Raw genomic sequence first — 20281 nt, 5'->3', positions numbered from 1 at the left:
CTTAATCGGTTGCTTTCATCTACGTTCTTCGACCCATTCACACCGACTCTCGAAGTCGTCCGCGCCACACTGGTCGCCGATGGACTGGAGCGTTCCGGTACGGATTCGGTCGTGAAGCGGGACCGTGACGGTGCGAACTTCGTCAGTGTCCGGATTCGTGTACTTCAGAATGACGTGGTAGTGAACCAACGCGATTCGTGATGCTCGCGCGAAGAAGAGCAGACGGTCACGAGAAGCTAGCTACTGCCGACTCCGACGAAGACCGCACAGCACCGAGACCGCAGACCTCACACCTCCCCAACTTCAGCGGTCGCCTGAACGCGCGACCGCTTCCCTCGCGCGACGGTGGCTCGCCACGGGACGACCTCCGTCCCCCGAGCAGTCGGCGCGAAGCGCCGACTTCGGTTAAGAAATATTTATCCGCGGTAAGAAAACGAAAACACGCCTCAAACACAGATTTATACGGCTCGACGACGCTCCCAACCGCCGACTCCCCTCGAACTGGTGCGTTTTAGGCCGTCGAAGCCGAACGCTCGCGTATGATAACGCTCGCTTCCGACTTCGGCACGCCCTACCCCGCCGCGATGAAGGGCGTTATGCTCCAGCGAACCGATGCGCGACTGGTGGACGTGGCCCACGACTTCCCCCGCCAAGACGTGCGAGCGACCGCGTTCTGGCTTCGAGAGGTCCTGCCGTACTTCCCGCCCGCGGTCCACCTCGTCGTCGTGGACCCCGGCGTCGGCACCGACCGGGCGGCGCTCGCGGTGCGGGCGGGCGACCACGCGCTGGTCGGACCGGACAACGGTGTCCTGCTTCCGGTCGCACGCGAGTTGGCCGACAGCGAGGGCACGGAGGTCGAGGTGTTCGAAGTCGAGTACGCCGACCCCGCGAGTTCCACCTTCCACGGCCGGGACGTGTTCGCGCCCGCCGCCGCCGCAATCCACGAGGAAGGCGTCGAATCGTTCCACGAGCGCGACGACGTGGTGCCCGACGACGGCTTCGAGGACCTGCGCTTTCCCGACCCCGAACTCGAAGGAGCCACCGCCGTCGGCGAGGTGCTGGTCGTGGACGGGTTCGGCAACGCCGTCACCAACCTCCCCGCGGAACTGCTCGACGGCCGGGAGTCGGTTGCGGTCAACGGCGAGTCCGCGCCCGTCGCGCGGGCCTACGCCGAAGTCGCGCCGGGCGAGCGACTCGTCACGGTCGGAAGCCACGGCAACGTCGAGTTGGCGGTCAACCGTGGCCGGGGCGACGACGCCTTCGGCGTCTCGGTCAGCGACGAAATCCACGTCGAGGTGTAGCGTGGGACTCGACGCCTTTGCGGTGATGAACGTCGTCGGCCTGCTGGCGTTCGCGGTCGTCGGGTCGCTCCGGGGTGCGGACGCCGACCTCGACGTGCTGGGTGTCGCGGTCCTCGGGGTGCTGACCGCTCTCGGTGGCGGCGTCACCCGCGACCTGCTGGTGGACAGTGTTCCGGTGGCGCTCCGCTCTACGACCGACGTGAGCGTCGTGCTGTTCGGCGTCGTCGCTGGCATCGCACTGGCCCGACTCGGCGACGACCTGACGGACCAATCGCTGACGGACCACGCGGTCGTCCTGCTCCCCGACGCGGTCGGACTGGCGGCGTTCGCTACCACGGGCGCGCTCGTCGCCACCGACGCCGGGCTTTCAGCGTTCGGCGTGGTCGTCCTCGCAACAGTGACCGGCGTCGGCGGCGGTCTCGTCAGCGATGTCCTCCTTCGGAACGTCCCGTTCGTCCTCGTGGAAGACTTTTACGCGACCTGCGCTATCGTCGGTGGAAGCGTCTTCTGGCTGGTTGCCACGGTCGGCGTCGGTCAGCGCGCGAGTGCGCTCGTCTGTGCGGTCGTGGTCTTCGGACTGCGCTCGCTGGCTATTCGCTACGAGTGGGAGTTACCGACGGTGTAACTGCCTGTTCTGCTGTCGCTCAGTCGCTCCCGGTGCTGGCTTCGGTCCGGCCTCCGAGGGCGTCCACCTCGAGTAGGCCAGTTCCACGGCGACGGCGACCCCGACGTAGATGAGGGCCGTGGTCGGAATCGAGAGGTAAATTGCAGAGTCGAGAGGTAGGTTGGTTGTGGGGTTGATTGCGGTGGGTGGTTTTTTGCCTCCCGTGCGCACTCGGCGGTCGGGCGCGCACGGCCGACGAGCGTGTCCGCCCGCCCTCAGGCGCGCTCGTCGGCGTCGTCGTACCGGGACGCGAGGGTGACGAGACCGAACAGGAGCGCCAGCACGCCCGCGGTCACGAGCATGCCGAACGCCGCCATCGAGACGGGCGACATCTGGAACGAGACGACGCCGAGAAGGTCCATCGAGACGGCGCGCTTCTGCCCGGACGCGCCGACGATAGCGCCGATGCCGCCCGCCAAGAGGACGACAATGACGGCGACGGCGGCGAAGATGGGCCGTCCGGAGACTGTCGCGTTGGTACTCACGACCGGCGGTTGGGGTTCGCGTCGATTAGGGCTATCGGTACCGGTTCAGTCGCTCTTTCAGGTCGCGGGCGGCTTCCTCGGCGGCGTCGGCGTACGATTGGTCCGACTCTTCTCCGGCGAAGATGATGCCCCGCGTGGAGTTGACCAGTCCAGCGCCGTTCGTCGCCGTGGCGTAGGTTGCGGCGGCCTCGGCGTCGCCGCCCTGTGCGCCGACGCCGGGGACGAGGAACGGCAGGTCGGGGACTCGCTCGCGGACCGTCCGGAGTTCGTCGGGGGTGGTCGCGCCGACGACGAGACCGACGTTGCCGTTGCCGTCCTCGCTCCACTCGCTGGCGAGGTCGGCCACGCGCTCGTACACGAGGTCCCCGTCGGCGAGTTCCAACTCCTGTACGTCCGCGCCGCCGGGGTTCGAGGTCCGACAGAGCAGGAAACACCCCGCGTCCTCCCGGTCGAGGAACGGCGCGAGCGAGTCCCGGCCGAGGAACGGATTGAGGGTGATGGCGTCCACCGAGTCGAGTACCTTCGCGTACTGTCGGGAGGTGTTGCCGATGTCGGCGCGCTTGGCGTCGAGCAGGACCGGGACGCCCTTCTCGCGGGCGTGTTCGACGGTCCGCTCCAGCGCGCGCCACCCGTCGGGGTCCTCGTAGAACGCCGCGTTGGGCTTGAAGACGGCGGCGTGGTCGGCGGTCGCGTCGACGATTCGGCGGTTGAACTCCCAGCGCGGTAGGTCGGCGTCTCGGACCTCGGCGGGCAAGCGGTCTGTGTCGGGGTCCAACCCGACCGACACGATGCTGTCCACCTCGGCGATGCGGTCGGCGAGTCGGTCGAAGAACGCGGTCATCGGTGGTGGTTCCGGCGGTGCGGATACAAAGGCGTCGAAGTTCACGCATCGTCGGAGGAATACCGGTCGGCGCGTGCTGGCGTCGTCGGCGCGAAGCGCCGACTGCTCGGGGGGAGGTCGTCCCCCGACGCACCCTCCGTGGCCCGCGGTTACGGTGGGGTCGGTCGGACTGAAAGGGCACGGCCGGTCGCGTTTGCGTGGTCGTCTGGCCGACCGCGACCGGCCGTGGCTTTCGGGGGAGTCGTCTTTCTGACTCCGGCGGTAGTTCTGGTACGAGTTACGATGCAGAGGACCGGTCGTGAGACGAAAACGAGCGAGAAAAGCGCCTACTCCCCGTTGCTGTCCGAGTCGCTCACGCGCTGAATCCGCTCCAAGCCGCCGGTCTCCTCGACGACTTCGACCACCGCGTCCGGCACCAGACGCTCCCAGTCTTTCCCCTCTATCATCCGGTCGCGGACCTCGGTTCCCTCCAGTACGTCGCGGTTGTACATCGGCGACTGGCGCACCTCGACGCCAGCCTCCTCGAACAACTGGATGACGAGCGGGTTGTTCGAGTAGGCCACGTCGAAGTCCGGACTCATGCTCTGGACGTGACTGACCCACACCGAGTTGCGGTCCAAGTCCTCGATGGGAACCGCGTAGGTCACGAGGTCCGACTCGACCAGCGACTTGGTTATCATCATGATTCGCTCGCCCGCGGTGAACGGGTCGTGTTGTGTGTGCGAATCGCCCGCACTCCCGATACCGAGGACTAACTCGTCTACTTCCTCGGCGATAGACTGGACCACGTTGTGGTGTCCGTTGTGGTACGGTTGGAAGCGACCGATGTAGAACCCGCGGGTCATACCTATCGTTGGGCCGTGAGGTTTTATAAGGGTGGCGAGATGCCGCTTCCGTCCCAAACGCCCACTTCGACGCCTCTATCGCCGAGTTCACCGTAGCCACTGTTGGCGAATCGAGGGAGAAAGTATATCAATTCTCCAGCCCTCAATTCAGGTACGTACAGGACAGTTCTATGAGTAAGGACACCGATAACGAGGCTCCGCCGCCGGAGCAGTCAACCGGACAAGACAGTCCGGGCTTCGAAGACCTCGGTAGTGACGTTGAACCCGACGTGACGGACGACGAGGCAGTCGAAGCCGACCTGCTCGGCGGATTGGAGATAGAGACCACCGACGAAATCGAGATTCCCGACCGACTGGTGGATCAGGTCATCGGGCAGGACCACGCTCGGGATGTCGTCCAGAAGGCGGCCAAACAGCGCCGCCACGTCATGATGATTGGCACGCCCGGAACGGGCAAGTCGATGCTGGCGAAGGCGATGAGCGAACTCCTGCCGAAAGAGGACCTACAGGACGTACTCGTCTACCACAACCCCGACGACGGTAACGAGCCGAAAGTCCGGACGGTCCCGGCCGGAAAGGGCGAGCAGATAATCGAGGCCCACAAGGAAGAGGCCCGCAAGCGCAACCAGATGCGGTCGTTCCTGATGTGGGTCATCATCGCCATCGTGGTGGGGTACTCGCTCCTCATCGCTACCCGACCGCTACTGGGCATCCTCGCGGCGGGCGTCATCTATCTCGCGTTCCGCTACGGGTCGCGGGGCAACGACGCGATGATTCCAAACCTGCTGGTCAACCACGCCGACCAGACCACCGCGCCCTTCGAGGACGCCACCGGTGCCCACGCCGGTGCCCTGCTGGGCGACGTGCGCCACGACCCCTTCCAGTCCGGCGGGATGGAGACCCCGAGCCACGACCGCGTGGAACCGGGAGCCATCCACAAGGCCAACAAGGGCGTGCTGTTCGTGGACGAGATAAACACCCTCGACATCCGCAGTCAGCAGAAGCTGATGACCGCGATTCAGGAGGGCGAATTCTCCATCACGGGCCAGTCCGAGCGCTCCTCGGGCGCGATGGTTCAGACCGAACCCGTCCCCTGCGACTTCATCATGATTGCCGCGGGGAACATGGACGCGATGGAGAACATGCACCCGGCGCTCCGGTCGCGCATCAAGGGATACGGCTACGAGGTGTACATGGACGACACCATCGACGATACCCCGGAGATGCGCCGGAAGTACACCCGGTTCATCGCCCAAGAGGTCGAGAAAGACGGTCGCCTGCCCCATTTCAACGAGGAAGCGGTCGAAGAGATAATCCTCGAAGCACAGCGTCGGTCGGGCCGAAAGGACCACCTCACGCTCAAGCTTCGTGACCTCGGCGGACTCGTTCGCGTGGCGGGGGACATCGCTCGCGCCGCGAACAAAGACCAGACCGAGCGCGAGGACGTGCTTCAGGCCAAGCGCCGGAGTCGCTCCATCGAGCAACAGGTCGCCGACGACTACATCGAACGCCGCAAGGACTACGAACTCACCGTCAATCAGGGCGAAGTCGTCGGCCGCGTCAACGGACTCGCGGTCATGGGCGAGGACTCCGGTATCGTCCTCCCCGTGATGGCCGAAGTGACCCCTTCGCAGGGTCCCGGCGAAGTCATCGCCACGGGGCAACTCAAGGAGATGGCTCAGGAGGCAGTCCAGAACGTCTCGGCCATCATCAAGAAGTTCAGCGACGAGGACATCACCGAGAAGGACGTTCACATCCAGTTCGTCCAAGCCGGTCAACAGGGCGTAGACGGCGACTCGGCGTCGATTACGGTCGCGGCCGCCGTCATCTCGGCCCTCGAAGAGATTCCGGTCGAACAGGACCTCGCCATGACCGGTTCGCTGTCAGTCCGGGGCGACGTGTTGCCGGTCGGCGGCGTCACGCACAAAATCGAGGCCGCGGCGAAGGCGGGTCTCGACCGGGTTATCATCCCGGCGGCCAACGAGGACGACGTGATGATAGAAGAGGAGTACGAGGAACAGATAGAAATCATCCCCGTCTCCCACATCAGCGAGGTTCTCGAAGTCGCCCTCGCGGGCGAGGCCGAGAAGGACAGCCTCGTGGACCGCCTGAAGAACATCACCGGGTCGGCGCTCGAACGGCAGGTCGGCCGTCAGGGTACAGGCAGTCCGAGTCCGCAGTAGCGCACTCGGTTTTTCTCCGTTTTTCGCGCCGAGATAGATATATCTTTTAGGACACCTTACGTAGACCCAATCATGGGACTCAAAAAGAGCCTCCTTCGCGGTATCGTTGCAGGCATCGTTGCGACCCTCCTCGTCCGGAAAGTGGGCGGGAAAGGGACGAAAATCGGCGCGCTGGCCGCCGGTTCCGTGGCGCTGACCACGTGGCTGTCGGGTCGGAGTAACACCGAAATCGAACTCGAAGACGAAGTGGCGGCCGAGTAAGTCGGAATCCGGGGACGCGACCCCTCAGAAGTCGCCGTCCCTCACCGACGGCCGCGTCGCAGTCTCGTTTTTTCGAGTCGTCCCGGTCGTCGCTCGGCGAGCGACGGGTCCGACCGACGGGGAGTCGAACCCGGCGGCGACTACATCGGCAACACGGTGATGCCGACGGAGACGACGATGCCGACGCCGAGCAACACCATCACGCAGTAGCCCATGATGTCCCGGACCGAGAGACCGCTGATTGCGAGGAGCGGAATCGCCCAGAACGGTTGAATCATGTTCGACCACGCGTCGCCCCACGACGCGGCCACCGCGACTCGGGGGACGCTCGCGCCGCTGGTCTTGGCGGCCGTGACGAGCGTCTCGCCGATGACGGCCCACTCGCCGCCGCCGCTCGGGACGAAGACGTTGACCAGTCCCGCGGTCAGGAACGCGATTGCCGGGAGCGCGCCGTCCGGAGCGACTGCGACCATGCCCTGTGCGATTTGGGTGGCGAGGCTGGTCGAACCCTCGGGCGCGTAGGCCATGATGCCCATGATACCCGCGTAGAAGGGGAACTGGAGGATGATGCCCCAGACGTTCTCGACGGCTTCCTTCATCGACTCGACGTAGGCCGCGGGCGTGCCGTGGAGCGTCAACCCGAGGAAGAGGAACGCGAAGTTCACGACGTTGAGTCCGAGGTTGTTCCACGGCATGACGCCTTCCTCGACGAGCGGCGTGCCGAAGTAGAACCCGACCGCGACCAGTCCGAGCAGTCCGGTCGCCACGCCGACGAGCCGGGAGTGTTCGATTCGCTGGGCGACTGTCGTCTCCGCGGCGGGCGACTGCTCGGCCGCGACCCCACCATCGGCCGCGGCGTCCTCGAACTCGCTGGGGTCGATTGGCGTCTTCTTCTCGTCGTTCTCCGGGTACATCAGCGCGTATAGTCCCGGCAGGAACAGGAACGTGACGACCCCGAAGATGGCGAGGTTCGCCACCGTGAAGATGGTCTGGCCGGTGGAAATCGTCCCCGAGAGGACGCCCGCCTCCAGCAGGAAGTTGCCCTCCGTGTTGAGCAGGAGGGGTATCGACCCCGCGAGTCCGCCGTGCCAGACGACGAACCCGGAGTACGCGCCCGCCACGACGATGGGGAAGTCGATGGACCGGTTTGCCTGCGCGACCTTCCGGGCGAAGATTGCGCCGACGACGAGACCGAGACCCCAGTGGACGAACGACGCGAGCGCCGCGACCACCGGCACCAGCGCGGCGGCCCGGCGTTCGGTCGATGGCAGGGTCGCGGCCCACGAGAGGAGTCGGTCAACGAGGTCGGTCTGGGCCAGCGCGTACCCCGTCATCAGGATGAGCGTCATCTGCATGGCGAACGACAGCAGGTTCCAGAACCCGGCCTGCCACCCGTCCATCAGGACGTTCTGGGCGTGGGTACCGTACCCCGCGCCCGGCGCGGGTTCGACCAGCGCTATCGCCATCGCGTAGGTCACGAAGGTCAACACGAGCGCGAACAGGAACGCGTCCGGGAGGTAGCGCTCCACGAGACGCGAACTGCTCTCGGACAGTCTTCTGATTACGTTCGTCATAATCCGTGAGATAGTATCTAACAACCTATGATAAGCATTGTTAGATTAGCCCCGAGGCGCGCGAACTTGACCGACCGGGACCCGCCCGGCCGCGACTCCCGCCGAACGTCGCCGCCGACCGCGGCGCTTTTTGGGTCTCCGACCAACCGCCGACTATGGAGACGCTTGGCGACATCGTGGCCCGCGACCGGCGGTCCGACGACCCCGCCGTCGTCGCGCCGCGCGAGCGCCGACGCTACGACTACCACCGCTTCTGTACCACCGCGTGGAAGACGGGCAACTTCTTCCGGCGGATAGGTGTCCACGACGACGCCGTGGTCGCCGTCGCGGACGACCCCGAACCAGAGGCACTGCTGGCGCTGTTCGGCGCGGCGCTCCTCGGCGCGGGGACCCGGTTCGTCCCGCGCTCGGACGCCGACGCCGCCGACGCCCGAGTCGTCGTCGCACCGGGCGAGTCGGTCGGCGACTACGACCTCTCGGCGGGCGGCCAACGAGTCTGCTACGGCGGCCCGCCCGACGACCCGTCGGTTCACCACTTCGAGCGCGACGTGTGGAGCGAGAACCCCTCGTTCCCCCGGACCGCAATCGACCCCGAATCGGTCGCGCTCGTCGCCGTCGGCGACGGCGACGAGCGCGATAGCGTCCGCGGGAACGGGGACGCCCCCGGTCTCTCGCACGCCGACCTGCTCGCTTCGGCCCGCCGGGTGGCCGACAACTGGGGTCTCGAACCCGACGACGAGGTGGCGGTTCGGGCCTCGCTCGCGGCCCCCGGCACCGTCGTTGCGGGCGTCCTCGCGCCCCTGCTCGCGGGCGCGGCGGTCCTGCTCCCCGACGACGAGGCGACCGGCGACTTCGCAGTCGCGTCGGACGACGCGCCCGAAGCAGAATCGGCAGTCGTCCGCCCCGCCGACGTTCGGTTAGACTAACTGTCCGGGCGCGAACGTCGGGGCATGAACGACGACCCGCTGGACGTGACCCCGAAACTCGGACTCGGAACGATGGGCATCGAGGACCCCGACCGCATCGCCTCGGCGGTCGAACTCGGCTACCGACACCTCGACACCGCCCAAATCTACGAGAACGAAGGGGTCGTCGGCCGCGGCGTCGAACGGGCCTCGGTCGAACGCGCGGACCTCTCGGTGGCGACGAAGGTGTGGGCCGACAGCCTCGCGCCCGAGGACGTACTCGCCAGCACGCGCGAGAGCCTCGACGAACTCGGCGTGGGCTACGTCGATTTGCTCTACGTCCACCGACCCATCGACACCTACGACCCCGAGGCGACCCTGCCCGCGTTCGACCGACTCCGCGAGGAGGGCCGGGTCCGCGCGGTGGGCGTGAGCAACTTCGACGCCGAACAGGTCGCCGAGGCCCGCGAGATTCTGGACGCGCCCGTCGCGGCGAATCAGGTCGAGATGCACCCGCTCTACCGGCAGGACGACCTGCTCGCCGACGCCCGGCGACGCGGCTACTCGCTCGTGGCCTACTCGCCGCTGGCGCAGGGCGAGGTGTTCGACCTGCCCGAGATTCGGGCCGTCGCCGAGAAGCACGACGCGACCCCCGCGCAGGTGAGTCTGGCGTGGCTCGCGGGCAAGGAGAACGTCGTCCCGATTCCGCGGTCGTCCAGCGACGACCACCTCCGGGAGAATCTGGCCGCGCTGGAGTTGTCGCTGGACGACGAGGACGTGGCGAGAATCGAGTCCATCGACCGCCAGAAGAAGTTGTTCGAGTAGCTACTCGGCGTCTTCGAGTTCGTCCAGCGCCTCGGGGTTCTCGATGGAGGACATGTCGCCCAAGTCCTCGCCGGTGTAGGTCGCCTCGATTGCCCGCCGGATGATTTTGCCCGATTGAGTCTTGGGGAACTCGGAGACGAACAGGACTTCGCGGGGGCGGAACGGCTTGCCGAGTTCCTCGCCGACCTGCGCCCGGAGTTCCTCGCGCAGGTCGTCGCTCACCTCGTAGCCGTCTTCGAGGATGACGTAGGTGACGACGGCCTGCCCGGTGGTGTCGTCGGGGACGCCGACCGCGGCGGCCTGATTCACGGCGTCGTGGTCGATGAGCGCGCCCTCGACTTCGGCGGGACCCACCTTCCGGCCAGCCACGTTGATGGCGTCGTCGGCCCGGCCGTGGAGGAACCAGAAGCCCTCGGCGTCCTTCTGTGCCCAGTCGCCGTGGTCCCACAGCGGCGGGTCCTCGAAGCTAGACCAGTACTCTTCGAGGTATCGCTCGTCGCCCGACCAGAGCGATTTAGTCATCGAGGGACAGGAGTCTCTGGCGACGAGGAAGCCGCGTTCGTGGGTGTCGGCGATGGACTCGCCCTGAGAGTTCACGATGTCGATGTCCATTCCCAGCCCCGGCCCGCCGAGCGTGCAGGGCTTGAGCGACTGGATGGGCATCGGCATCAGGAAACAGCCCATGATTTCGGTGCCGCCCGAGATGTTGATGATGGGTGCCTCGCTCCCGCCGACCTTCTCGTAGAACCACTGCCAGCTCTCGGGGTCCCACGGTTCGCCGGTCGAACCCAGCAGGCGAAGGGTCGAGAGGTCGTGTTTCTCTACGTACTCGTCGCCGTGCTTGCGGAGGGCGCGAATCGCGGTCGGCGAGATGCCGAACGTCGAGATGCCGTGGCGGTCTATCATCTTCCAGAAGCGGTCGGGTTCGGGGTGGTCGGGCGCGCCCTCGTACATGAAGACGGTGCCGCCGAACGCGTGGTTGCCGATGAGCGTCCACGGTCCCATCATCCACCCGATGTCCGACACCCAGAAGAAGCGGTCGCTCGGCTTGTGGTCGAAGCCGAAGTAAATCTCCTTGGCGGCCTGCATCAGCGCGCCAGCGTGGGTGTGGACGATGCCCTTGGGCTTGCCGGTGGTGCCCGACGAGTAGAGGAGCATCGACTCGTCGCCCGAGGCCATCGACGCGGTGTCGTACTCGTCCGATTGGGTCTCGACCGCCTCGTCCCACGTCTCGTCTCTGCTTCGCCACCTCAGCGACACCTCGTCGCTGGAGATGTGGCCGAGTCGCTCGTAGACGATGGTGTGTTCGACGTGGCCCGCTTGGTCGATGGCCTCGTCGGCGGCGTCCTTCAGCGTCACCTCGTCGCCGCGGCGGTAGAAGCCGTCGGCGGTGAACAGCACCTTACACTCGGGGTCCTCGATGCGGGTGGCGGTGGCGTCCACGCCGAACCCGGAGAAGATAGGTACCGCGATTGCGCCGACCTTGAACGCGCCGTAGAGGATGGAGATGACTTCGGGCACCATCGGCATGTAGAGACCCACCGCGTCGCCCTCGCCGACGCCGCGCGCTTCGAGGGCGTTGGCGACCTTGTTCGACTGGCGGGCGAGTTCGTGGAACGTGATTTCCCGGACCTCGCCGCCCTCGCCCTCCCAGATGCACGCGACCTTGTTTCGGGTCTCGCTGTCGGGGGCGGCGTGGCGGTCCACCACGTTGTGGGCGATGTTCAACTCGCCGCCGTCGTACCACTCCGAGAACTGGGGTCCCTCGCTGTCGTCCCGAATCGCGTCGTAGTCCTCGTAGAAGTCGATGTCGAGGTACTCGACCATCTCGTCCCAGAACCACTCGACGCCGGACTCCTCGACGCCCTCCACCTCGGTCGTGGTTCGTTCGACGAGTTCGTCGTAGTCCTCGATGTCGTGTTCCTGCATGAACTGGTAGACGTTGGTCGATTCCACGAACTCCTCGGTCGGTTCGTGGACGATTTCGTCTACGTCTTCGAGCGTATCCATAGTGTCCTCCTGTCAGAAAATGTTGCGGGGACGTGCCAAGTAACTTGCTCAACGACCTTTCGACCACGACCTTTTCCAGCGGTCGGTCGCGTCTGAGTCGCAGACTCAGACGCGTCCCTCCCTTGCAAAAGCTCGACCAAAAACCGTCGTCACCGCCGGAAGCGCGTCCGACGGACGCGCTTCCGACGGTTCCTCGGTCCGCTCGCTCGTCGCGCCTCCGGCGCTTCCTCGCTCGCGGTAGCAATCGCGGTTCGTACCGCTACCGCACCGCCACCGCACAGTACTGCCACCGCTACCGCACAGCACCGCCACCGCACCGCGACCGCAACCGCCATCGCACCGCGACCCGGAGTGAGGCTACTCGCGGGGCAGAAACCGCTCCAAGGTCGCGGCGACCGCTCGGGGGTCCTCGACTTCCGTGGCGTCCCGACGGAAATCACGCAGGCCCCACGGCGACCACCCGGCGCGCCGGACGACGATTTCCTCGTCGGTCACGTCGAAACTCTCGTAGGCCGACCACGACCGCAAATGCTTGTAGGCGGGGGTGGCGACGACGATGCCCGCGTCCGAAATCGTGACCCGGCGCTCGGTAGTCGTCCCGTAGAGGGCCGTCCCCGCCGGAACGAGCAACTGGAACAACCACCGGAGCGGTGCGAAATCGAGGAGGGCCGACCCGACGAACCCGAGGATGGCCGCGCCGAACAGTCCGGCCACCGCCCACGTCGTGACCCGGCGGTCTCGGGCCGGTGCGGACGCGGCGAAGCGGACGACCGTCTCCGCGTCGGCCACCATCGCCTTCGCGTGTCGGTTCCGAGAGGCCGCGACCACGCCGACGCCGGAGAGGAACCCGGCTATCGCGCCGACGAGCGCGACGGCCACCATCCCGCCGGGGAGGGCGTCACCGCGGGCGAAGGTCGTCCCGAGCGGAAGGACACCGAAATAGAGGAACGGAAGCGCCATCGCGGTCCACACCCACCGCGACCCGCCGAGGCGGACCGCCAGCGGCGTTCGGCCCGCAATTCGGCCCACCGCCGCGGTGACGGCGACGCCGACCCCGAGCGAGAGAAAAAAGAGGACGCCGGGGTCGGTCGGCACTCGGAGCGCGACCGCAATCGAGACGGCGGGAACGACGAGCGTGGCCGCGTACACGCCCACGACGAGTCCGAAGAAGGCGTCGGTGTCGGTCGCCGACCCTGCGGCGTCGGGAGGTGAGTGTTCGGCCGTCACGTTTCTACTCACACAGTTATCTGTCTGTATCTAAAAACGTTCGTCTTCGCTGGTCGGCGGTTCCCGCGCCCACTCGACGCCAAATCCCTCGTGGACGACAAACTCCAGCGCGTTGACCAGATAGTGGGCGACCACCACGACGAGCAGACTCCCGGTGAGGACGAACGCGGCCGCCAGCGCGAACCCGAGCAGGCCGGTCACGGCCACGCCGCCGGGTCCCTGCGCGCCGTGTCCGATGGCGAACGCGACGGTGGAGAACACCGCGAGCGCCCACGGCGAGACGCCGAACCCCGCCGCGAACGCGCCGACGAGCGCGGCCCTGAACAGCAGTTCCTCGAACACGGCGATGACGGGCAGGACGACGCCGAGTAGCACTGCCCAACCCCGGGGCGTGTCGGGGGCGAGGGCTTCGCGCAGTCCCTCGGAGTAGTCCACGCCCGTAGAGTCCAGAACCGTCGTGGAGAGTTCGTTCGCGGCGTACAGCGCGACGCCGACCGCCGTGCCCACTGCGAGCGCCGGGAGTCCGACGCTCCACGGGTCGCCGAGTCGGACGCCGAGGGCCTCAAGCGGCAGGTCGGCGACCCACGCCGCGGCCACGAGGATAGCGCCGAAGACGCCCTGACTCAGGGCGACGTTCGCCAGCAACGCGCCGGTGGTGAATTCGAGACGCTCCTGCTGGCGGGCGTCGGGGTCGCGCTCCGCCGACGCTCGCCGGGCGTCGAGTTCGGCCTCGTTTTCGCCCCACGGACTCGCGTCGGCGTCGGAAGTCCCCTCGGCGTCGTTCCACGGACTCGCGTCACCTCCGTCGTCCTCGCCGTCGAGGACCTCGCGCTCGATTCGCTCGGCGCGCGTCCGCCCGGTGTCGGCGTGGCGTTCGATTCGGGCCGCACCGGTCGCGGGCGGGCGCGAGTCCGAGTCGTCGCCGGTATCGGACCGCTCGTCGGTCTCGTCGGGGTCCTCGAACATCGCTTGGGAGGCCCGCGCGAGGACGATGAGCAACCCGAGGACGAACATGGTGACGGCGGCGAACGACGGGTACTGCGGCGCTGGCGGCATCGGTCGAAGGTAGGGAGGCCGTGGACAAAAGTCGGTGGTGTCTCGGGACCCGCGCGTGGTCGATTCGGGCGATGGTATCGCCGGTGACGGTTTGACTACGAAAGGTTCCTCGAACGTCCCTGCGACTACGACTGTGACCGCGGAAACTGCTGTGACGAACGCGCCGAAAGCCCATCGGTCCGCGACAGCACCGCAACCGCAGGAACTGCGTCGGTGAATACCTCGAAAGCCTCCGAGAGCGAGCCAGAGAAAACAAAATTATTTCTTAAGAAACGGAGAAAGTTGCTTTAGGAATTGTATTTCATCGTTTGGGTCTCCGACTACGGGAAGGACGGGCGGCGCGTTCGCTTCGCTCGCCCGATTCTCTCGCGGTTCACGCCGACGACTTCTGCGGTGCCCACCACGATTCCACCGTCGGCGTCGTCGGCGCGCCGACGCGAACAGGCCGAGGAACCCTCGAAGAAGCGCCCCGCGCTTCTGAGGGGTGACGACGGCTTTTCGGTCGAGCTTTTATCGAGCGCAGTCGCCGACGGCGACTGCGCTCGGGATAAAACGGTCGATTAGAAGGAGTTCTTAATCTTCTCGAAGAAGCCTTCCTCGACGCTAATCTCCTCTCCACCGGCCTCCGCGAACTGCTGGAGGGCTTCCTTCTGCTCGTCGTTGAGGTCCGTGGGCGTGACGACCTGCACCGTCACGTAGAGGTCGCCCTGTCCCCGCCCGCGGAGGTGGGGCATGCCCTTCCCCTGCAGGCGGAAGGTCTCGCCGCTCTGGGTGCCCGCGGGCACGTCCATCTCGACGGTGCCGTCGAGGGTCGGAATCTCGACCGTATCGCCGAACGTCGCCTGCGGGAACGAGACGGGTTCCTGTCGCCGCAGGTCGTCGCCCTCGCGTTCGAAGTCGGGGTGGTCCTCGACTTCGACTTCGATGAGCAGGTCGCCGTTCGGCCCGCCGTTGGGTCCGGGCGCGCCCTCGCCGTCCATCTGGAGGGTCTGGCCCGACTGGATGCCCGCCGGGACTTCGACCGAGAGGGTGGCCTCGCGGCGGACCGTGCCGTCGCCGCCGCAGGTCGAACACGTCTCGGCGTAGATTTCGCCCTCGCCGCCACAGCGACGGCAGGTCTGGGTCTGCTGGACCCGACCGAGCGGGGTCTGCTGGACCTGCGTGACCTGCCCGCGGCCGTTGCACTCCTCGCAAGTGTGGGAGTCGGTACCCGGCGGGTGGCCCTCGCCGTCGCAGTCGTCGCATCGCTCCGGACGCCGGACGCTGACCTGCTTTTCGACGCCCTCGAAGGCGTCTTCGAGGTCGATGGTCATGCGCGTGCGGAGGTCTTGGCCCTTCTGGGGCCGGTTGGACTGGCGACTCCGACCGCCGCCGCCGAAGAACTGCTCGAAGATGTCGCCCATGCCGCCCTGTCCGCCCATGCCGCCGCCGAACGGACCGCCGCCCATGCCGCCGGGACCCGCGCCGCCCGCGCCAGCGCCACCGTCGAACCCGCCGCGCTTCTCGGCCTGTTCGAACCGGTCGTGGCCCATCTGGTCGTAGGCTTGACGCTTCTCGTCGTCGGTCAGCACTTCCTTGGCCTTCTGGAGCTTTTTGAACTTCTCTTCGGCGTTCGGGTCGTCGCTCACGTCGGGGTGGTACTCGGTCGCCTTGTCGCGGTAAGCCGATTTTATTTCGTCCTCGTCGGCGTCCCTACTCACGCCGAGTACGTCGTAGAAGTCCTCGCTCATTCGTTGTGCCTTCGTAATCGGTTCTGCCACTTGAAGGGACCGGGTTACTCCGACTCGGCGAAGCGAGCAATCTCACGAGCGTAGCGTTTCTGTGCCGACCCTCTCGTCCGACTGCACCGGCAAATCTATCTTCCAATCCCTTGATAAAATTTATAATATAGGACAGCAAACTATTGGTTCGTGGTAGACAATGAATGTCAAACGACTCGCAATCACGCTCGTACTTGCAGTGTGTTTAGTTACCGCAGGAACCGGTTCGGTGTCGGCCGCTGACGCCGGAACAGATGACTGCATAGAACCTCAGGATACCTCCACGGTCCAGTCTGATGCCGGTACGCAAGGCTGTACGCTTCCGCCGTGTTATTGGGATTGCTACTCGTCCGTGAGTGCGTCCAGATTATAGCTCGACGCTAACTGCTCGGAGATTTTCCGAGTCGCTGTGAGTTATTACGTACGACGCCGCTATCCGATTCCAGCGAATCGGAACCCGCGGGTGGAACATCCGACATCCGGCCGCACGACGGTAAAAATAGTAGACTACCTGAACGCGATTACTCCTCGTCGTCGTCCACGTCTTCGAAGTCTGCGTCCACGTACTCGTCGTCGTCGCCGCCAGCACCGCCCGGTCCGGCCTGTCCGCCCATGCCGCCGGGTCCGGCACCCGCCGCACCGCCGGGACCCGCGCCGCCGGGTCCAGCGCCAGCGCCGCCAGCACCGGCTTGGGCCTGTTGCTGGTACATCTGCTTGCCGATTTCCTGCAGTTCGTCGCTCAGGCTCTCGGTGGCGTCTTCGAGGTCCTCCTTCGTGGCGTCCTCGTCGGCCAGCACCTCGCGGACGCTCTCGATTTCGGACTCGATGTCGTCCTTCAGGTCGTCGTCCACGTTCTCCTCGTTCTCTTCGAGGAGGGTCTCGGCGCGCTGGATGGCGCTCTCGGCCTCGTTGCGGGCCTCGATGCGCTCGCGGCGCTTCTGGTCTTCTTCTTGGTGCTTCTCGGCCTCTTCCTGCATCTGCTCGATTTCGTCGTCCGAAAGACCAGCGCCGCCCTCAATGGTAATCTCTTCCTGATTACCCGACCCTTGGTCCTCGGCGGTGACGTTGACGATGCCGTTCTCGTCGATGTTGAACCCGACTTCGATTTGGGGTGTTCCGGCCGGTGCGGGCGGGATGCCCGTCAGTTGGAACTCGCCGAGCAGTTCGTTCTCCTCGGCGATTTCGCGCTCGCCTTGGAACACGCGGACCTGCACCGAAGTCTGGTTGTCCGCGGCGGTGGTGAACACCTTCGACTCCTCGGTCGGAATCGTGGTGTTCTTGTCGATGAGTCGCTCGAAGAGACCGCCCTTGACCTCGATACCGAGCGAGAGGGGAGTCACGTCGAGCAACACGATGTCGTCCACGTCGCCCGAGAGGACGCCGCCCTGAATCGCCGCGCCGAGCGCGACGGCCTCGTCGGGGTTGACGTTCTTCTTCGGTTCTTGGCCGGTCATCTCCTCGACCTTCTCTTGGACTTGGGGCATCCGGGTCGAACCGCCGACCAGAATCACCTCGTCGATGTCCGACTTCGAGTAGCCCGCGTCTTCGAGGGCCTGCTCGGTCGGGCCGACCGTGCGCTCGATGAGGTCCGAGGTCAGGCTCTCGAACTTCGCGCGAGTGATGCTGTCTTCGAGGTGGACCGGCCCCTCGTCGGTCGCGGTGATGAACGGGAGGTTGATGTCGGCCTCTTTCCGGGAGGAGAGTTCGATTTTGGCCTCTTCCGCGGCGTCCTTCAGGCGCTGGAGGGCCTGACGGTCCTCGCGGAGGTCGATGTTGTGGTCGTTCTCGAACTCGTCGGCGAGGTAGTCGATGATGGCCTCGTCCCAGTCGTCGCCCCCGAGGTCGTTGTCACCGTTCGTGGCGACGACTTCGTAGACGCCGCCGCCGAGGTCGAGGATGGACACGTCGAAGGTGCCCCCGCCGAGGTCGTAGACGAGGACGGTCTGGTCGGACTCGTCGTCAAGCCCGTACGCCATCGACGCCGCAGTGGGTTCGTTGACAATGCGCTCGACCTCGAACCCGGCGATTTCACCGGCGTCCTTGGTCGCTTGGCGCTGTTTGTCGTTGAAGTAGGCGGGGACCGTGATGACCGCCTTCTCCACGTCGTCGCCGAGGTACTCCTCGGCGTCGCGCTTGATTTTCTGGAGGGTCATCGCCGAAATCTGCTCGGGCGTGTACTCCTCGCCGTCGATTTCGACCGTGTAATCCTCCTCGCCCATGTGACGCTTGATGGACTGAATCGTACGCTCGGGGTTCTGGACCGCCTGATTCTTGGCGGGTTTCCCGACGAGACGCTCGCCGTCGTCGAAGGCGACGACCGAGGGCGTGGTTCGCTCGCCCTCGCTGTTGACGATTATCTCCGGGTCGCCGCCCTCCATGACCGCGAACGCGCTGTTCGTGGTGCCGAGGTCGATGCCCAGAATCTTGTTGCTCGCCATCTTGTTCGATACCTTGCGCGTTCTGCCGTTTAAGCCTTGCTAGTCTCGCCGTTCGTGCCTCCACAAACATCCCGACGCCTGCTTGCGGTTTCGGAAAACCACTGTGCCGATAGATGGCATACTTATATATCCGACCGCAATTCCACTTCTCGTCTGACTGTCAACTCCGCATCGGTAGCCGCGTTCCGAGGTGGTCGCTTCGCCCGGTGTGCTTTCCACCGGGAAGCGCTCGGCCGACCGAACCACGGTTCCCGGCAGTCGCTCTCTAGGTCCCGAAAACGAAACCGACCTACTCGCCGTCGCTGACCGTCACCTGCGCGGCCCGCAGGACCTTCTCGCCCATCTCGTAGCCCGGCTGATAGACATCCGCGACCGTCCCTTCCGGTTGGTCGCTCTCGACCTGCATCATCACCTCGTGGCGTTGCGGGTCGGTCTCGGTGCCGGGGTCGGGGTCTATCGCCTCGACGTTCTCGCCTTCGAACACCCGGTCTAGTTCCTTCAGGGTCATCTCGACGCCCTCTTTGAGGCTCTCGACGTTCTCGTGGTCGTCCTCGACGGCGCGCACGAGGTTGTCGCGCACGTCCAGCAGGTTCTCCACGAGGTCCTCGGTGGCCCGGTCTTTCATCTGCTCTTGGCGCTTCTTGGCGCGCTTCTTGTAGTTCTGGAAGTCGGCCTGCTTGCGCTTGAGTTTGGATTCGAGTTCGTCGGCGCGCTCTCGGGCCTCTTCTCTGTCGGCTTCGAGTTGCGCGAGGTGGCCTTCGAGTTCGGTGGCGAGGTTGGCGTCCTGCGTGGCCACCTCCGCGACGAGTTTCGTGCTGGTCGGTCCGAGGTGGTCCTCGGTCTCGGTTTCGGCCTCGGCATCTTCTGCTTGCTCCTCGGCGTCCTCCCGCACCTGCTCGGTGACTTCCTCGTCGGTCATGTTCGGTACAAACGGTTGGGCGCGTTTAAGGATTCAGAAACGGCATCGTAGGAGAAGCAGATTCTACATTTAGTATATAAATTGGTTTTTCTATCTCGTTTAATTATATGGCAAAATCAATCAAATCAGAGGTGGGATGTATGGCCCTATAGTTCGGTTGACTGGCTTTCTTTAACTACCTGTCTGTCTATTTGCTCGACGTATGTTTGCCCGCCACCGCCTGAGACACTGAGAGACATGGAACCACTGGAATCAACGGAGAATCCGACAACACTAGTTGATTCGTTCCACACCGTTTGATAAGTAGCTTCTATCTTTCTCGGTGTCTCTGTTGTCGTTTTGTCCATGTCGGTGGCTACCGAGAAGGAGAGGTCACATCCCCACCCGCACGCGTTGAAATCGTCGAATCCCCATAGCGCACCATCGAAGCTGGAATCCTTGAGATACGCGTTGGTGGCGTCTTGTGTTCGAGTACCGTTCTCCTGTAAGTCGTAATCATCAGGTACCCAAGAAATACCAATTACGTCGTGATTATCTTCACCAGTTCCGTATCCGTCTTTTATTTCTACTTTATAATCTGCGAACGTCTCGGTGAGATTCCCACCGACTGTCAAGTAGCCGGTCATGTCTGCGTCTTCTACTTTCTGCGTGGTGACATTTTCGGATGTACCGTCGGAAGGTCGAGCTGGCTTCTTAAACTCGTTTTTTGACGTATTAATTGAAACACCGTGGTTTTCAAGATACGCAATGAACTGTTCTTGACTTCCCGTTCTCTCTCGAATACGCCGTGCTTTTTCGAGAATGTCGCTCAGTTCTCGTCCTGAAGAAGCGTTGGCGCTAGCTGACCCGACAGTAGCCAGAGAAAGTCCAGAACCTGCTATTTTGAGAGCTTTTCGTCTTCCAAATATGTCTTTTTCACTAGACACGAGATGACAAATTCATATAAACTACTTAAAGTTTTATATCTTATGTAAATAATCTATACTT

General features: G+C 64.8%; 18 protein-coding genes and 1 pseudogene. 7 read left to right on the top strand and 12 right to left on the bottom strand.

Translation table 11 applies throughout. The features are described 5' to 3' along the window. Positions 1-15 precede the first annotated feature (15 nt). Positions 16-162: pseudogene (locus P2T60_RS03475) on the bottom strand (type II toxin-antitoxin system HicA family toxin); the annotation flags it as partial. A gap of 377 nt (positions 163-539) precedes the next feature. Between P2T60_RS03475 and P2T60_RS03470 the strand changes: the two are divergent. Both P2T60_RS03470 and P2T60_RS03465 read left to right on the top strand, forming a co-directional pair. Continuing rightward, a complete protein-coding gene (locus tag P2T60_RS03470) occupies positions 540-1301 on the top strand; it encodes an SAM hydrolase/SAM-dependent halogenase family protein (RefSeq protein WP_276281170.1) in 762 nt (253 codons plus the stop codon). 25 nt (positions 1302-1326) lie between these two features. After that, positions 1327-1926: a trimeric intracellular cation channel family protein gene (locus P2T60_RS03465; RefSeq protein WP_276282242.1), complete on the top strand. Its 600-nt coding sequence runs from the start codon at positions 1327-1329 to the stop codon at positions 1924-1926. 254 nt (positions 1927-2180) lie between these two features. On the opposite strand, the gene P2T60_RS03460 is transcribed toward P2T60_RS03465, so the two are convergent. The 3 genes from P2T60_RS03460 to P2T60_RS03450 all read right to left on the bottom strand — a co-directional run bounded on the left by P2T60_RS03460 (position 2181) and on the right by P2T60_RS03450 (position 4136). Then, entirely contained in the window at positions 2181-2450 is a 270-nt protein-coding gene (locus P2T60_RS03460; RefSeq protein ID WP_276281169.1) for a DUF7520 family protein, read from the bottom strand. 31 nt (positions 2451-2481) lie between these two features. Then, positions 2482-3291: an orotidine-5'-phosphate decarboxylase gene (gene pyrF, locus P2T60_RS03455; RefSeq protein WP_276281168.1), complete on the bottom strand. Its 810-nt coding sequence runs from the start codon at positions 3289-3291 to the stop codon at positions 2482-2484. Between the two features lie 326 nt (positions 3292-3617). After that, positions 3618-4136, bottom strand: coding sequence for a nicotinamide-nucleotide adenylyltransferase (locus tag P2T60_RS03450; protein ID WP_276281167.1), 519 nt, complete (start codon positions 4134-4136; stop codon positions 3618-3620). 170 nt (positions 4137-4306) lie between these two features. Between P2T60_RS03450 and lonB the strand changes: the two genes are divergently transcribed. Next, a complete protein-coding gene (lonB, locus tag P2T60_RS03445; RefSeq protein ID WP_276281166.1) occupies positions 4307-6319 on the top strand; it encodes an ATP-dependent protease LonB in 2013 nt (670 codons plus the stop codon). A 72-nt stretch (positions 6320-6391) separates the two neighbouring features. Further along, positions 6392-6580: a hypothetical protein gene (locus P2T60_RS03440; RefSeq protein WP_276281165.1), complete on the top strand. Its 189-nt coding sequence runs from the start codon at positions 6392-6394 to the stop codon at positions 6578-6580. 140 nt (positions 6581-6720) lie between these two features. On the opposite strand, the gene P2T60_RS03435 is transcribed toward P2T60_RS03440, so the two are convergent. Then, positions 6721-8154 carry a short-chain fatty acid transporter gene (locus tag P2T60_RS03435; RefSeq protein ID WP_276281164.1) on the bottom strand — a complete coding sequence of 478 codons (1434 nt, stop codon included), beginning with the start codon at positions 8152-8154 and terminating at the stop codon, positions 6721-6723. Between the two features lie 155 nt (positions 8155-8309). Here P2T60_RS03435 and P2T60_RS03430 point away from each other — a divergent pair, with 155 nt between their 5' ends. Both P2T60_RS03430 and P2T60_RS03425 read left to right on the top strand, forming a co-directional pair. Further along, positions 8310-9080 carry a hypothetical protein gene (locus P2T60_RS03430; RefSeq protein WP_276281163.1) on the top strand — a complete coding sequence of 257 codons (771 nt, stop codon included), beginning with the start codon at positions 8310-8312 and terminating at the stop codon, positions 9078-9080. A 24-nt stretch (positions 9081-9104) separates the two neighbouring features. Further along, on the top strand, positions 9105-9884 hold the full coding sequence (locus P2T60_RS03425) for an aldo/keto reductase (RefSeq protein WP_382209899.1): 780 nt from the start codon (positions 9105-9107) through the stop codon (positions 9882-9884). Here the strand turns inward: P2T60_RS03425 and P2T60_RS03420 are convergent, their stop codons facing one another. The 3 genes from P2T60_RS03420 to P2T60_RS03410 form a co-directional block, all read right to left on the bottom strand. Next, complete coding sequence (locus tag P2T60_RS03420) at positions 9885-11894, bottom strand: AMP-binding protein (RefSeq protein WP_276281162.1); 2010 nt, start codon at positions 11892-11894, stop codon at positions 9885-9887. 357 nt (positions 11895-12251) lie between these two features. Continuing rightward, positions 12252-13121 carry a hypothetical protein gene (locus tag P2T60_RS03415; protein WP_276281161.1) on the bottom strand — a complete coding sequence of 290 codons (870 nt, stop codon included), beginning with the start codon at positions 13119-13121 and terminating at the stop codon, positions 12252-12254. A gap of 30 nt (positions 13122-13151) precedes the next feature. Beyond that, entirely contained in the window at positions 13152-14177 is a 1026-nt protein-coding gene (locus P2T60_RS03410) for a CPBP family intramembrane glutamic endopeptidase (RefSeq protein WP_276281160.1), read from the bottom strand. A 294-nt stretch (positions 14178-14471) separates the two neighbouring features. Between P2T60_RS03410 and P2T60_RS03405 the strand changes: the two genes are divergently transcribed. Next, positions 14472-14741, top strand: coding sequence for a hypothetical protein (locus P2T60_RS03405; protein ID WP_276281159.1), 270 nt, complete (start codon positions 14472-14474; stop codon positions 14739-14741). Here P2T60_RS03405 and dnaJ read toward each other — a convergent pair. The 4 genes from dnaJ to P2T60_RS03385 form a co-directional block, all read right to left on the bottom strand. Continuing rightward, complete coding sequence (dnaJ, locus tag P2T60_RS03400) at positions 14738-15907, bottom strand: molecular chaperone DnaJ (protein ID WP_276281158.1); 1170 nt, start codon at positions 15905-15907, stop codon at positions 14738-14740. The two genes, P2T60_RS03405 and dnaJ, sit on opposite strands and share 4 nt — an antisense overlap. Before the next feature lie 551 nt (positions 15908-16458). Next, the gene (dnaK, locus tag P2T60_RS03395; RefSeq protein ID WP_276281157.1) at positions 16459-18375 is read right to left on the bottom strand and encodes a molecular chaperone DnaK; all 1917 of its coding nucleotides are present in this window, start codon (positions 18373-18375) and stop codon (positions 16459-16461) included. Between the two features lie 289 nt (positions 18376-18664). Then, positions 18665-19294 (bottom strand): nucleotide exchange factor GrpE, encoded by a 630-nt coding sequence (locus P2T60_RS03390; protein ID WP_276281156.1) that lies wholly within the window; start codon positions 19292-19294, stop codon positions 18665-18667. Positions 19295-19440: 146 nt separating this feature from the next. Next, complete coding sequence (locus tag P2T60_RS03385) at positions 19441-20220, bottom strand: hypothetical protein (RefSeq protein WP_276281155.1); 780 nt, start codon at positions 20218-20220, stop codon at positions 19441-19443. Between the last annotated feature and the right edge of the window lie 61 nt (positions 20221-20281).

The organism is Halorussus caseinilyticus (assembly GCF_029338395.1).
GTDB classification, from domain to species: domain Archaea; phylum Halobacteriota; class Halobacteria; order Halobacteriales; family Haladaptataceae; genus Halorussus; species Halorussus caseinilyticus.
This window is presented reverse-complemented; position numbering and strand designations above follow the sequence as displayed.

Excerpts from the sequence above, each read along its gene's own strand:
- P2T60_RS03470 (WP_276281170.1), top strand. The coding sequence starts at position 540 with ATGATAACGCTCGCTTCCGACTTCGGCACGCCCTACCCCGCCGCGATG.
- P2T60_RS03465 (WP_276282242.1), top strand. The coding sequence starts at position 1,327 with ATGAACGTCGTCGGCCTGCTGGCGTTCGCGGTCGTCGGGTCGCTCCGG.
- pyrF (WP_276281168.1), bottom strand. The coding sequence starts at position 3,291 with ATGACCGCGTTCTTCGACCGACTCGCCGACCGCATCGCCGAGGTGGAC.
- P2T60_RS03450 (WP_276281167.1), bottom strand. The coding sequence starts at position 4,136 with ATGACCCGCGGGTTCTACATCGGTCGCTTCCAACCGTACCACAACGGA.
- lonB (WP_276281166.1), top strand. The coding sequence starts at position 4,307 with ATGAGTAAGGACACCGATAACGAGGCTCCGCCGCCGGAGCAGTCAACC.
- P2T60_RS03440 (WP_276281165.1), top strand. The coding sequence starts at position 6,392 with ATGGGACTCAAAAAGAGCCTCCTTCGCGGTATCGTTGCAGGCATCGTT.
- P2T60_RS03435 (WP_276281164.1), bottom strand. The coding sequence starts at position 8,154 with ATGACGAACGTAATCAGAAGACTGTCCGAGAGCAGTTCGCGTCTCGTG.
- P2T60_RS03430 (WP_276281163.1), top strand. The coding sequence starts at position 8,310 with ATGGAGACGCTTGGCGACATCGTGGCCCGCGACCGGCGGTCCGACGAC.
- P2T60_RS03425 (WP_382209899.1), top strand. The coding sequence starts at position 9,105 with ATGAACGACGACCCGCTGGACGTGACCCCGAAACTCGGACTCGGAACG.
- P2T60_RS03420 (WP_276281162.1), bottom strand. The coding sequence starts at position 11,894 with ATGGATACGCTCGAAGACGTAGACGAAATCGTCCACGAACCGACCGAG.
- P2T60_RS03410 (WP_276281160.1), bottom strand. The coding sequence starts at position 14,177 with ATGCCGCCAGCGCCGCAGTACCCGTCGTTCGCCGCCGTCACCATGTTC.
- dnaJ (WP_276281158.1), bottom strand. The coding sequence starts at position 15,907 with ATGAGCGAGGACTTCTACGACGTACTCGGCGTGAGTAGGGACGCCGAC.
- dnaK (WP_276281157.1), bottom strand. The coding sequence starts at position 18,375 with ATGGCGAGCAACAAGATTCTGGGCATCGACCTCGGCACCACGAACAGC.
- P2T60_RS03390 (WP_276281156.1), bottom strand. The coding sequence starts at position 19,294 with ATGACCGACGAGGAAGTCACCGAGCAGGTGCGGGAGGACGCCGAGGAG.